The 12858-nt window shown below is 68.4% G+C and carries 10 protein-coding genes; 3 read left to right on the top strand and 7 right to left on the bottom strand.

The genetic code is table 11. The features are described from left to right. The first annotated feature begins 40 nt into the window (after positions 1-40). Entirely contained in the window at positions 41-1717 is a 1677-nt protein-coding gene (ilvD, locus tag KUG38_RS10295; RefSeq protein ID WP_216921096.1) for a dihydroxy-acid dehydratase, read from the top strand. Between the two features lie 217 nt (positions 1718-1934). Beyond that, positions 1935-2159 (top strand): ribbon-helix-helix domain-containing protein, encoded by a 225-nt coding sequence (locus KUG38_RS10290; RefSeq protein ID WP_216921094.1) that lies wholly within the window; start codon positions 1935-1937, stop codon positions 2157-2159. 16 nt (positions 2160-2175) lie between these two features. Here KUG38_RS10290 and KUG38_RS10285 read toward each other — a convergent pair whose 3' ends face one another. Then, the gene (locus KUG38_RS10285; protein WP_216921093.1) at positions 2176-3117 is read right to left on the bottom strand and encodes a helix-turn-helix domain-containing protein; all 942 of its coding nucleotides are present in this window, start codon (positions 3115-3117) and stop codon (positions 2176-2178) included. 501 nt (positions 3118-3618) lie between these two features. Here KUG38_RS10285 and KUG38_RS10280 point away from each other — a divergent pair. Continuing rightward, on the top strand, positions 3619-6834 hold the full coding sequence (locus KUG38_RS10280) for a chemotaxis protein CheB (protein ID WP_216921091.1): 3216 nt from the start codon (positions 3619-3621) through the stop codon (positions 6832-6834). Here KUG38_RS10280 and KUG38_RS10275 read toward each other — a convergent pair. The 6 genes from KUG38_RS10275 to KUG38_RS10250 form a co-directional block, all read right to left on the bottom strand. Beyond that, a complete protein-coding gene (locus KUG38_RS10275; RefSeq protein ID WP_216921089.1) occupies positions 6825-7262 on the bottom strand; it encodes a DUF8659 family protein in 438 nt (145 codons plus the stop codon). The genes KUG38_RS10280 and KUG38_RS10275 overlap by 10 nt on opposite strands. Further along, positions 7249-7803 (bottom strand): CIA30 family protein, encoded by a 555-nt coding sequence (locus tag KUG38_RS10270; protein WP_216921087.1) that lies wholly within the window; start codon positions 7801-7803, stop codon positions 7249-7251. Before KUG38_RS10270 ends, KUG38_RS10275 begins: the two co-directional genes overlap by 14 nt. 8 nt (positions 7804-7811) lie before the next feature. Next, complete coding sequence (gene pgl / locus KUG38_RS10265; protein WP_216921085.1) at positions 7812-8543, bottom strand: 6-phosphogluconolactonase; 732 nt, start codon at positions 8541-8543, stop codon at positions 7812-7814. Next, complete coding sequence (gene gnd / locus KUG38_RS10260; RefSeq protein ID WP_216921084.1) at positions 8540-9958, bottom strand: NADP-dependent phosphogluconate dehydrogenase; 1419 nt, start codon at positions 9956-9958, stop codon at positions 8540-8542. The genes pgl and gnd overlap by 4 nt, the downstream gene beginning before the upstream one ends. Positions 9959-10070: 112 nt before the next feature. Continuing rightward, complete coding sequence (locus KUG38_RS10255; RefSeq protein ID WP_216921082.1) at positions 10071-11366, bottom strand: glucose-1-phosphate adenylyltransferase; 1296 nt, start codon at positions 11364-11366, stop codon at positions 10071-10073. A gap of 147 nt (positions 11367-11513) precedes the next feature. Next, positions 11514-12824 (bottom strand): glutamyl-tRNA reductase, encoded by a 1311-nt coding sequence (locus KUG38_RS10250; protein ID WP_216921080.1) that lies wholly within the window; start codon positions 12822-12824, stop codon positions 11514-11516. Between the last annotated feature and the right edge of the window lie 34 nt (positions 12825-12858).

Genomic DNA, 12858 nt, shown 5'->3' with positions numbered 1-12858 from the left:
GCCCCTCGGTAAGTTGCTGCAGACCCGTTCCTCCCCGGCCATGCTGCGCTCCGACGCCATCACCAAGGGCCTCCAACGCTCCCCCAACCGGGCCATGCTGCGGGCCGTCGGTTTCGGCGACGGGGATTTCGGCAAGCCGATCATCGGCATCGCCAACGGCTACAGCACGATCACGCCCTGCAACATCGGCCTCAACGATCTGGCCCGACGGGCCGAGCAGGCCGCCCGCGTCGCCGGAGCGATGCCCCAGATGTTCGGCACCATCACCGTCAGCGACGGCATCTCGATGGGGACCGAAGGGATGAAGTACTCGCTCGTGTCCCGCGAAGTGATCGCCGACTCGATCGAAACCGCCTGCAACGCCCAGAGCATGGATGGTCTGCTGGCCATCGGCGGCTGCGACAAGAACATGCCCGGCGCCATGCTGGCCATGGCCCGCATGAACATCCCGGCGATCTTCGTCTACGGCGGCACAATCAAGCCGGGCAAACTCGGTCCCTGTGACCTCACCGTGGTGAGTGCCTTCGAGGCGGTGGGCCAGCTTTCCGGCGGCCGGATCGACGAGGCGGAGCTGCTGGCGATCGAGAAGAACGCCTGCCCCGGGGCCGGCAGCTGCGGCGGCATGTTCACCGCCAACACGATGAGTTCGGCCTTCGAGGCCTTCGGGCTGAGCCTGCCCTACAGCTCCACGATGGCGGCGGAGGACCCGGAGAAGGCCGAGAGCGCTGCCCGTTCGGCCGAGGTGCTGGTGCAGGCGATCGAGGCCGGCATCCGCCCCCGGGACCTGCTCACCAGGGAGGCGTTCGAGAACGCCATCGCCGTGATCATGGCGGTGGGCGGCTCCACCAACTCGGTGCTGCACCTGCTGGCGATCGCCCGCACCGCCGGCGTGCCGCTGACGATCGACGACTTCGAGACGATCCGCCAGAAGGTGCCCGTGATCTGCGACCTCAAGCCCAGCGGCCGCTACGTGACCGTGGACCTGCACCGGGCGGGCGGCATCCCCCAGGTGATGAAGCTGCTGCTCGACGGCGGCCTCCTGAACGGCGACTGCCGCACGATCGAGGGGCGCACCCTGGCGGAGGTGCTCGCCGAGGTTCCTTCCGAGCCTCCTGCCGATCAGGACGTGATCCGGCCCCTGTCCAACCCCCTCTACGCCCAGGGCCACCTGGCGATCCTGCGGGGCAACCTGGCCGAGGAGGGCAGCGTGGCCAAGATCAGCGGGGTGAAGAACCCGGTGATGACCGGCCCGGCGCGGGTCTTCGAGAGTGAGGAGGACGCCCTGGCCGCCATCCTCGCCAAGCGCATCAGCGCCGGTGATGTGGTGGTGATCCGCTACGAAGGACCGGTGGGCGGCCCCGGCATGCGCGAGATGCTCGCCCCCACCGCCGCGATCATCGGTGAGGGGCTGGGGGATTCGGTGGCCCTGATCACCGACGGCCGCTTCTCCGGCGGCACCTACGGCATGGTGGTGGGCCACGTGGCTCCGGAAGCCGCCGTGGGCGGCACCATCGCCCTGGTCCAGGAGGGCGACAGCATCACGGTGGATGCGAAGCAACGGCTGATCCAGCTCAACGTGGCCGACGAGGAGCTGGCCCACCGCCGCAGCGGCTGGACGAAGCCCGCCCCCCGCTACCGCACCGGGGTGCTCGGCAAGTACGCCCGGCTGGTGAGCAGCAGCAGCCTGGGGGCCGTCACCGACCTGTACCCGGACTGAGTCGCAGGCTGTCAGCCCGATTTCATAAACGTGCAGTTTGCGCAGGGCGATGCAGGCCTGCACTGGTGGCGCAGGCCCCCTGCTGCTGACCGCAGCAGGGTGAATCGCTTACCAGCACTGGCATCTGGTCCACGGAGGGGTTCCGGCTCACTGTGAAGCGCCTGTCCGCAGGCCATGGAATCGGGCTTAGAGCAGAGGCAGCCCCCCCGATCGACCCATGCGAAGCAACTCCGAACCCGGTCCCTTCCTGCGGCCGGTGCGTGTCACCATCACCGTTCCCTACAACGCCTACCAGGCCCTGGTGGAGCGCAGCAACGTCCAGGGACGCTCCCTCTCCAACCTGGCCGCCTACCTGCTGGAGTCGGCCCTCCAGGGCGGGCACCCCAGCGAGCACAACCAGGGCCGCATGGAGTCGGCGGATGGGTTCCGACGCCGGGCGTGACCACGGCGGGTCCCGGCTACTCCGGCCGGGACTCGCGCAGCAGCTGGGACGGCTTGACATGGAAGCGCTGCTGGAAATCCACGCTGAACAGTCCCAGGGAGCGATAGCCGCACTCGCGGGCGATGCTCCCCACCGTGTCGTTCGGAGTCGGCCGCTCCAGCCGTTGCCGAGCCCGGTCAAGACGCTGCATCTTGATCCACTTGGTGGCGGTGCAGCCCATGCGCTCGGCGAAGGCATATTGCAGGGACCTGCGGGAGTAATGACTCCTCGATTCCAGGTCGGTGAGGGTGAGCGGCTCGCCCAGATTCTGCTTGATGTAGTCGATCAGTTCGTCGAAGGAATCCCGGCCCTGGGTCTGCCGGTGCAGGAGCCGATCCAGGGTCTTGTCCTGGCGGATCTCCGGCAGCAGCATGGCCACCATCAACCGATAGATCTGGTCGTCGAACTGGAGGCGATCCAGCAACCCAAGGCCATACCCCGACAGCTGCCCCGCCATGGCGACGGTCTGCTGCAACGCCGTCAGCAGGGAAGGGGCGAACTGATTCAGGGGCGGGCTCCAACCATGGGCCTGGGCAACACTTTCTTCCCAGCCTTTCGGCTTCTGCAGATACCCCCCCATGGCCATCGCCGTCTCCAGCAGTCGATCCCTGGTCAGAGCGAAAGCCACGGCCGACGAGAGGGTGCTCTCCATCGTGCAGGCCGCACTCGCCATCAGCACACAGCCTCCCTTGACACAGGGCCAGGTGGTGGAGGCCTGGCGCAGCCGCTGTTCTCCGCCGTACCCCAGGACAACGATGTGCTCCTGACGTTCGGAAAAAGCCATCCGCATCGGCCTGGCCGTCCAGGCCGTCGCCACGAGGCTGCCGAGGTGAAGATTGGCGCCGTAATACCACCAGGAGGACTCGGGCTCCAGCGGGATGATCTCCACCAGCGGCAGGGCCTGCTGCAGCAAAGACACGCAGGACTCGGAATCCTCACTCAGCCGGAGCTGACGCAGCAGGGGATTGGGGAAATGGCCTGCTTCAGGGTGCCATTGACTAGGAAAGAAAGGCTCGCTGCACATACGAAGCCTCACCTCCTGTTATTTCCTCTGTTCAATAAGCTTATCACAACAAACGCGCAGCTTCTGCCGAGTCGTTAGCTGTTCACACGCTGTTCACACTCCGATGGGGCCTTGCTCTTGAGCTCCCTTCTCATACAAGATTGGCATCTCGATGACAGCTTTCATGATCATTCATGACAGTGATCATCTCTGATGAAACGCTTTAGAACCATCGCGCTCCGATTCCGGCTCCACCCGCCGCGCTGCCAGCGGTGCTGTTCTTCACGCAGCGTCGGCCTGGAGGGCCCCGGCGGCTTACATTGAGATCCAACCTTCACGGTGCGGATATCGATGGAAGAATCCAGTGAATCGGAGTCTTCCCCGGCGCCATCCACGCCCCCCGGTTCCGAACCCGACATGCATCTGGTGGGCATCGGGGCCTCGGCAGGCGGCCTGGAGGCCCTGCAGGCCCTTCTCGGCAGCCTCTCCCACGGCGGCAGCGTGGCCTATGTGGTGGCCCAGCACCTCTCGCCCGACCACGGCAGCCTGATGGTCGAACTGCTGGCACGGGTCACCGAGCTGCAGGTGGTCGAGGCGGTCGACGGGAGCATGTTGCTGCCGGACACGGTCAGCGTCTGCCCCCCCAACCACGACATCAGCGTCGAGGGGAACCGGGTGAAGCTGGTGGCGCCCGAACCCCGCTTCGGCCCAAGCCCCAGCATCGACCGTCTGTTCGAGTCGATCGCCGACCACTGGAATGGCCATGGGGCCGCCGTGGTGCTCTCGGGCACCGGCTCCGACGGGGCCCGCGGCCTGCGGGCCGTGCGGGCTGCCGGTGGGCTCACCATCGCCCAGACCCCCGAGAGCGCCCGGTTCGCCGCCATGCCCACCGCCGCCGTCGCCATGGGTGGGGCCGACCTCGTCCTTGAGCCGGCCGCCATCGGCCGTCACCTCTGCGACCTGATGGGCTCGAGCGGCGACTGGGTCGAGCTGAACGTTCCCGACCCCAGGAGCCTCAACGTCTCCAGTGCCCTGGAGCTGCTGCTGCACAACAGCGGCATCGATTTCAGCCAGTACAAGGCGTCCACCCTGCAGCGTCAGCTGGCGCGGCGCATGGCGATCCGCCAGATGGACAACATGGAGGAGTACCTGCAGGTGCTGGCGGCCGACAGCAGGGAGGCCTCGGCCCTCGTCCACAACCTGCTGGTCACCGTCACCTCCTTCTTCCGCGACCCGGAGTCGTTCGCGGTCCTCGGCGAACTCCTGCAGGCCTACCTAGCCCAGCGCACCCGCAAGGACCGCCTGAGGGTGTGGGTGCCGGGCTGTGCCACCGGCGAGGAGGTCTATTCGATCGGGATGCTGATCAGCGAGGTGCTCGGCCACCCCCAGGACCTGACCCATCACCTCAAGATCTTCGGCACCGACCTCGACGAGGACAGCCTGGCCGTGGCGCGCCGGGCCACCTATCCGGCGGCCTCCAGCCTGGCCATCCCGGAAACGCTGCGGGAACGCTTCGTGGTGCCGTTCAACGGCGAGATCCAGATCTGCGAGGCCCTGCGCAACTGCGTGGTCTTCGCCCGCCACAACGTGGCCGTCGATCCGCCCTTCCCGCGTCTGGACCTGATCTCCAGCCGCAACACCCTCATCTACTTCACCCAGCCCCTGCAGGATCGGGTGCTGGCGCAGTTCCGTTTCGGCCTTCTCCCCGCGGGTCTGCTGTTCCTCGGCCGCACGGAGTCGCTGGGCCACCGGACCGAGGGCTTCGAGGTGGCCAACGCCGACCACCGCATCTTCCATCGCACCGCGGAACACCAGTCCGCCCGCTACACCGCGGCCATCCAGCCCTCCCAGCGCCCACCGACCCTGTTCACCCCGGTCGGGCGGATCTCGATCCTGAGGGAGACCGTGGTCGAGGAGCATGTCGCCACCCTCGAGGCCCTGGTCCGCAGCACCTCTCCCCCCTGCGTGATCCTCGATGAAAACCACGGACTGGTGGAGGTGATCGGCGATGTCAGTCCCTTCTGCCGGCTCCCTGAAGGCCGGATCTCCACGGCCGCCACGTCCTTCCTGCTGCCGGAGCTGCAGGCCGAGGCCCGCGCCCTGCTGCTGATCGTGCGGGCCGATGGCCAGCCGGTCCGCAGCCGGCGGCTTCACCTGCCGAACTTCGCCATTCACCTGCAGCTGGAGGCCCGGCCGCTCCAGGTCAACGAGCGGGTGCTGACCCTGCTCAGCTTCCTGCAGGAACCCCTCGACGGCTCGGAGCAGGCCCCAACGGATGCTCCTTTGATCCGGGACCCGGAGTTCGATCAGCAGATCGCCCGGCTGGAGAAGGAGCTGCTCACCAGCCACGACACCCTGCGCCGCTCCCTGGCGGATCTGGAGGAGGCCAACGAGGAACTGGAGGCTTCGGCCGAAGAACTGCAGGCCTCATCGGAGGAGCTGCAGTCGTCCAACGAAGAGCTGGAATCCTCCAACGAGGAGCTGCAGGCCACCAACGAGGAACTGGCCACCCTCAACCAGGAGCTGCGGGCCAGGAGCACGGACCTGCAACTGCTCAGCACCGACCTGGAGAACATCCAGAACTCCCTCAACCAGGGCATGGTCATCGTCGACCGGGAGCTGTGCATCACCCGGTTCACGCCCCTGGCGGTGCGGGTGTTCGCCCTGGTGGACGACGACATCGGCCGGCCCCTGCTGGGGATTCCCACCACGGTGCCCCTGCCGGGACTGCGGTCGGCCCTGATGGAGGTGGTGGACGGTTCTCCCCGGCGCAACATCGAGGCGGTCAACGAGGACATCGCCTACCTGGCCCAGGTGCTGCCCTACCAGGAACGGGAGGGGCAGCGGCTCGGGGCGATCATCACCCTCACCGACGTGTCGGAACTGCTGGCCCTGCGCCAGGCCGCCGAGGACTCCCTGGATTCCTTCTCCACCCTCACCGATGCCCTCGAGGAGGCGGTCTGGAAGCGGGACGCCAGCCTTCAGCGGCTGCTCTATGCCAGCCAGCGCATCCTGCCCCTGACGGGCTGGAGCCCGGCCGAGCTGTTTGCCCATCCCCAGCTGCTCGATGACGCCATCCTTCCGGAGGACAGGGATCGGGTCTGGGCCGCCCGGGACCCGGCCGAGGGGGGCTGGTCGGTGCAGTACCGGATCATCCGCCGCGATGGCGAGCAGCGCTGGGTGACGGAGAACGCCAAGGTGCTCACCGAGGAGATGGATCGCTATGTGGTCGGCACCCTCTCCGACGTCACCCAGCAGCGCCAGGCCCAGGAGCATGGCCGCGATCTCTCGGTCCTGTTCGAGACGTTGGTCCGAAGCCCCAGCTTCTCGGTGGCGGTGTTCGACGGCAACCAGCGGGTGGTGATGGTCAACGCCAGCCTGTGCCACCGGATCGGCTTCGAGCGCGACAGCCTGGTGGGGTCACCGGCCTCCCTGTTCTGCCAGCTGCCGGAAGAGGCCATGGCCGCCGCCCCCACCGACGCGCCCGCCGATGGGCCGCTGTTCGTCAGCGAGTCCTTTCCCCTGCGCCATCGCGATGGCCACACCCTGCAGACCAGGGCGGAACTCTGGCCGCTGCCGTCGCCGATGGGGACCGGATCGCTGCTGATGGTGCTGCCTTCGCCTCAGCCCTGATCGGGCCGCAGCAGGGCCCGCAGGCGGCGGGCCAGGGCCTCCAGCGGCTCCCCCTGGGGCGGACAGCTGCAGCGCAGCCCCGTGGCCCCATCCATCCAGACCGGATGGCTGCCCTGCCACAGCAGGGGATGGTCCTCCCCCTGGCGCCAGGCCAGGGTGAGGTTGAAATCCTCACCGCTGCGGTAGATCTCCAGCTCCAGATCCTCCGTCGGCACCCGTTCGCCCTCGGGTGTGCGGGCCTCCAGCCGCAGGCAGAGATCCAGGCTGTCCACCTCCTCGGCCGCCGCCTCCACCCCAGCCCCCAGGGCGCCTGGGTCGGGGTTGACCACCGCATGGCGCAGGGGTCTGCGGCAGAGATCGGCCGCCGCCGCCACCAGCTGGCAGAGGTCGGTGTTGGCGCTGCCGATGGAGGACTCAGGCGACGGCATCGATCGCCATCAGCTCCAGGCTGAGCGGGCCGGCCCGGAAGCCCGGGTTGGCGGAGCCGTCATCACCGAACTTCGAGTGCAGGATCTGCAGCCGGGTGATGCGCTGGGCGTCGAAGCGCAGGGGCAGGCCGAGGGGCAAAGCCTCGATCGGCTTGGCCCGGATCGAGGGCCGCAGCTGGGCGAAGGGGATCCTCACCCGGCAGGGGCCCGCCGGGTCGGTGGCGAAGTTGGCCACCCAGCGCACGCCGCCGGGGATCATCTCGGTGAGACCCGCCACCCCGTCGGCGCAGGCCACCGCCAGCTTGTAATGGCGGCCATCGCCGTGGAGCTCCAGCTCGAAGGCGGCCTGCTCCGAGAGATCGAGGGGCGGGGAGAACACCGGCGAACGGCAGCTCACGAAGCCGCCGCCCTGTTCCACCACCTCCGCCTCCAGCCGCAGCCCGCGGCTGCTGACCGTGCAGCTGCCGCTGCTGCGGCCGCCCATCACGGTGTCGTTGAGGGCATGCCAGCCACTGAAGCCATCGCCGCGGATCACCGGCATGGGAGCCCTCAGGCGCCGGGGAGGTCGGCGGCGGCGGCGGCATCGGCCAGGATCACCACCACGCCGGCCGGCCGCACCAGCCGGGCGGGGGTGCGCTCGGCGGGCTCACTCGGGTCGAGCAGCCGGGCGAGCGCCTGGCGCTTGCCGGCGCCGCTGACCAGGAAGATCACCCGGCGGGCCGCCGAGAGCACCGGCGCGGTGAGGGTGATGCGGGGCAGGCCCTTGCCCTCGCCAATGGTGACCGGACGATCGCTGACACCGGGGGCCGCCGTGCCGGGGAACAGGGAGGCGGTGTGGCCGTCGTCACCCAGGCCCAGCAGCAGCACATCGAAGCGGGGCAGCGCGCCGGGGCAGAGCACCGCCAGCTCGGAGGCGTAGGCCTCGGCGCTGGCCTGCGGGGTGGGGCGGTCGGTGGGCACCGGGTGGAAGCGCGCGCGGCTGGCCGGCGACTGGGCCAGCAGGGTTTCCCGCAGCATGCGGGCATTGCTGGAGGGGTCGTCGGCCGGCACCCAGCGCTCATCCCCCAGCAGGACATCGACCCGCTCCCAGGGCAGGTGCTCCTCGGCCAGCCGGGCGTAGGCCGCCCGGGGGGTTTCGCCACCCGCCAGGGCGATCTGGGCCCGGTCCCGCTCCGCCAGGGCCAGATCGATGCCGGTGGCGATCTGCTCCGCTGCCTGGCGGGCCAGATCTTCCGGGCTGGTGGCGACGATCAGCTGGTAGCGCGTGCTTGGTTCGGTCAAACGAGCCACTCGGTGTGGAACGCGCCGGGGCGGTCCGTGCGCTCATAAGTATGGGAGCCGAAGCAGTCGCGCATGGCCTGCACCAGGTTCTGGGGCAGGCGACCGGTGCGGTAGCTGTCGATGTAGTCGAGGGTGCTGCTGAGGCAGGGCACGGGAATGCCAGCCAGGGCCGCCCCCGCCACCACCTGGCGCAGGCCGGCCAGGCGCTGGTTGACCTGGGCGGCGAACCAGGGATCGAGCATCAGGTTGGGCAGGGAGGGATCGGTGCCGTAGGCGTCCTGGATGCGTTGCAGCAGCCGGGCCCGGATGATGCAGCCCCCCTTCCAGATCTGGCCGATGGCCGAAAAGTCGAGGTTGTAGTCGTGGAGTTTCGAGGCCTCCTGCAGCAGGGCCATGCCCTGGCCGTAGCTGGCGATGCAGGCCAGGATGCAGGCATCCCGCAGCGGCGCCATGCCAGTGGCGGGCTCGCCCAGCGGGAAGCTGTGGGGGGCGGGGGCGTGCAGGACCGCCTCGGCCGCCATCCGCTCGCTGCGCAGGGAGCTCAGCACGCGGGCGTTGAGGGCGGCGTAGATGGTGGGCACGGGCACCCCCATCTCCAGGGCGCTGACGACGGTCCACAGGCCGGTGCCCTTCTGGCCGGCGGCATCGACGATCAGTTCCACCAGGTCACCGCCGCTTTCGGGATCCTTGGTGCGCAGGCACACCTCGGTGATCTCCACCAGGAAGGAAGCCAGCTCTTCGGTCTGGTTCCAGCCCCCGAGCACGTCGGCCATGGCGTCGCCATCGAGGCCGCCGATGCGCTTCATCAGGTCGTAGGCCTCGGCCAGGATCTGCTCGATGCCGTACTCGATGCCGTTGTGGACGGTCTTGACGAAGTGGCCGGCGCCACCGGGGCCGATGTAGGTGACGCAGGGGCCGTCCTCCACCTGGGCGGCCATCTTGGTGACAAGGCTCTCGATGGCGTCGTAGGCCGCCTTGGTGCCGCCGGGCATCATGCTCGGCCCCTCCAGGGCCCCCTTGGCGCCACCGGAGACGCCCATGCCGATGTAGCCGAAGCTCTTGCTCTCCAGCTCCTTGACCCGCCGTTCGGTGTCGGTGTAGAGGGAGTTGCCGCCGTCGATCAGCAGATCGCCTTCCTCGAGCAGCGGCGAGATGCTGGCGATGGTGGCATCCACCGGATCGCCCGCCTTCACCATCATCAGGATGCGGCGGGGCCGCTCCAGCGCCGCCACGAACTCCTCGAGGGTGGCCGCTCCCACGATGTCCTTGCCGGCGCCGCGTCCGGCCAGGAACTCCTCGGTCTTGGCGTAGGTCCGGTTGTAGACGACGCTCGAGAACCCATTTCTCTCGGCGTTGAGGACCAGATTCTCACCCATCACGCCGAGGCCGATGAGTCCGAAATGCGCCTTGCCCATAGGAGCGTGGATGTCTTGCTTCATCGCCACTGTGGCCAGCGGTCGGCGGAGCGTCGGTGTCCCGGGGGGGGATGTCAGCAACTGCTGGCCCAGCCCTCCCCCGGCGCGGTCCTCAGATGACGGTGCCGTCGGCGATCGTGCCGTTCTTCACCACCACGACAATGCCGTTGCGGATGTAGAAGTTGAGCTCCGGTCGGTCGGCCTCCTCCACCCGGTCCTTGTTGACGATGGTGACGTCGCGGCCGATGCGCACGTTCTTGTCGAGGATCGCCCCCTTCACCGTGGTGCCCCGGCCCACGCCGATCGGGGTGCCGCCCCGCTCGCGCAGCACGAGGCGTTCCTCGGAGGATTCGAAGAAGTCGGCCCCCATCAACAGGGTGTCCTGGAGGACGACTTCGTCTTCGACCCGGGAGCGCACACCAAGCACGCAGTGGTGGATGCTGCAGGCCTTGAGCAGGGATCCCTCCCCGATGATCGACTGGGTCACCTGGGCGTCCTGCAGCTTGCTGGGGGGCAGGTAGCGGGGCCGGGTGTAGATGGGGAACTTCTCGTCGTAGAAGGAGAAGGCCGGGTTGGGCTGGTCAGTGAGGGCCAGGTTGGCCTCGTAGAACGCCCCGATCGTGCCGATGTCCTCCCAGTAGTCGTCGAAGAGGAAGGTCTGCAGGTGGTCACCACGGCCGAGGGAGGCGGGGATGATCTCCTTGCCGAAATCGGTGGCCTCCGGATGGCTGGCCAGCAGGTCGAACAGGGTGTTGCGGTTGAAGACGTAGATCCCCATCGAGGCCAGGTAGGGCCGCTTGGCGGCCTCCTCGGCGGAGAGGCCGAGGCTCTCGGTGTTGACCCGCATGGCCTCCAGGGCGTCGCCCTTGGGCTTCTCGCTGAACTCCAGGATCCGGCCGTCGGAAGAGGTGCGCATCAGGCCGAAGCCCTCCGCCTGGGCCGCATCCACCGGCAGGGCACCCACCGTCAGCTCGGCGCCGCAGTCGATGTGGTGCTGCACGAACTTGCTGTAGTCCATCCGGTAGAGCTGGTCACCGGAGAGGATCAGCACGTGGTCCACGTCCCACTCCTGGAACAGCCACTGGTACTTGCGCACCGCGTCGGCCGTGCCTTCGAACCAGCTGGGACTGTCGGGGGTCTGCTGGGCGGCGAGCACCTCCACGAAGCCCTGGCCGAAGCCGGAGGAGAGGTTGTAGCTCATCGTCAGGTGACGGTTGAGCGAGGCGCTGTTGAACTGCGTCAGCACGTAGATCTTGTTGATCTCCGAGTTGATGCAGTTGCTGATGGGAATATCGATCAGTCGGTATTTCCCGGCGAGGGGAACGGCGGGCTTCGCCCGCATCTTGGTGAGGGGGTAGAGACGCGTTCCCGCACCGCCTCCCAGGATGATGGCCAGAACGCGTTTCATGAGCCCAGTCCTCGGTCCTTGGCTGGCCAGACCGTACTGGAGCGTGGTGACGCGGAGCGCCGCGCTGCTGCTTCTCGGTTCATGTTCCGTTGCAGTGAAATGGGGTGCTGGTGCCGGTGAAGCGGGGACCCTCCCGGGGGGCGGGGCTCAGGCCTCCGGCGGGTCGTCGTGAAGCTCGAAGAGGTCCTGCAGCACCCCCATGGCCGCCCGCCGCTGCTGGCGGGGCTGGGGGGCGCGCAGCCGGGTGACGGGCGTGTGCAGGATCTTGTTGATGATCCCCTTGCTGAGGGCTTCGACCACCTTCCGCTCCCGGGCGGAAAGGTCCGGGCCCATGCGGCTGAGGGCCTTCTGCAGCTCCTGCTCGCGGATGTCCTCCAGCTGGAGACGCAGCCGGTTGACCAAGGGCACCGCCTCGAGGCCGTCCCACCATTCCAGGAACAGGCGTGATTCCTCGGCCAGGAGCCCCTCGGCCTCGGCGGCCATCTCCCGCCGGGCCTCCTGGTTGCGGGCCACCACCTCCTGGAGATCGTCGACGTCGAAGCTGTCGACACCCTGGAGTTCGGCCGCATCGGCGCTGATGTTGCGGGGCACACCGATATCGATGAGCATCAGGCTGGAGCGGCGGTTGAGGCCCTCCAGCCGCCGGGCCGTGATGATCGGCTCCTCGGCGCCGGTGCTGGTGAACACCAGCGAGCAGGTGCTCAGGCAGTGGTCGAGGTCGTCCAGGGGACGGCACTGCACGGGCAGGGCGGGGAAATCGGCCGCCAGGGCCTCGGCCCGGGCGACGGTGCGGTTGAGCACCACCACCCCCCGGCAGCCCTTGGCCTGCAGGTGCTGAAGCAGCAGCCGGGCCATGCGGCCCGCCCCCACCACCGCCACCTGCTCCTGGTCCAGCGGCACCAGCTCATCGGTGCCCCGGGCCTGGCCCACCTTCAGCTGGGCCAGCTCGACGGCCGCCGAGCTGATCGACACCGCCCCGGTGCCCAGGTTGGTCTCGGTGCGCACCCGCTTGCCGGTGCTCACCGCCTGGTTGAGCAGGCGGTTGAGGATCGGGCCCACGGAGCGGTGCTCCTGGCCGAGGCGCACCATCTTCTTCACCTGGGAAAGGATCTGACCCTCTCCCAGCACCAGGCTGTCGAGCCCGGCGGCCACCCGCAGCAGGTGGCCCACGGCCTCCTCGTGGTGGTAGGTGAACAGATGGGGGCGCAGCTCCTCCAGCGCCAGACCGGACTGGCGGCTGAGGAAGTCGCCGACGGCCGTGATGCCCTGTTCGGGATGGCGCAGGAGCGTGTAGATCTCCAGCCGGTTGCAGGTGCTCAGGATCGAGGCCTCGATCACCTGCTCATCCGCCCGCAGCCTCTGGAGGGAATCCTCCATGGTCTGCTCGGGGATGCTCAGGCGCTCGCGGATTTCCACCGGAGCCGTGCGATGGCTCAGACCGACGACGGCGATGTGCATGGAGGCGGGCTCCGAGGTCCGGACTCTGGTGGGA

Origin of the sequence: Synechococcus sp. CCAP 1479/9 (assembly GCF_019038535.1) — a bacterium.
Taxonomy (GTDB): Bacteria; Cyanobacteriota; Cyanobacteriia; order PCC-6307; family Cyanobiaceae; genus Cyanobium.
This window is presented reverse-complemented; position numbering and strand designations above follow the sequence as displayed.

Excerpts from the sequence above, each read along its gene's own strand:
- KUG38_RS10275 (WP_216921089.1), bottom strand. The coding sequence starts at position 7,262 with ATGCCGTCGCCTGAGTCCTCCATCGGCAGCGCCAACACCGACCTCTGC.
- KUG38_RS10280 (WP_216921091.1), top strand. The coding sequence starts at position 3,619 with ATGCATCTGGTGGGCATCGGGGCCTCGGCAGGCGGCCTGGAGGCCCTG.
- KUG38_RS10255 (WP_216921082.1), bottom strand. The coding sequence starts at position 11,366 with ATGAAACGCGTTCTGGCCATCATCCTGGGAGGCGGTGCGGGAACGCGT.
- ilvD (WP_216921096.1), top strand. The coding sequence starts at position 41 with ATGCTGCGCTCCGACGCCATCACCAAGGGCCTCCAACGCTCCCCCAAC.
- KUG38_RS10250 (WP_216921080.1), bottom strand. The coding sequence starts at position 12,824 with ATGCACATCGCCGTCGTCGGTCTGAGCCATCGCACGGCTCCGGTGGAA.
- gnd (WP_216921084.1), bottom strand. The coding sequence starts at position 9,958 with ATGGGCAAGGCGCATTTCGGACTCATCGGCCTCGGCGTGATGGGTGAG.
- KUG38_RS10270 (WP_216921087.1), bottom strand. The coding sequence starts at position 7,803 with ATGCCGGTGATCCGCGGCGATGGCTTCAGTGGCTGGCATGCCCTCAAC.
- KUG38_RS10290 (WP_216921094.1), top strand. The coding sequence starts at position 1,935 with ATGCGAAGCAACTCCGAACCCGGTCCCTTCCTGCGGCCGGTGCGTGTC.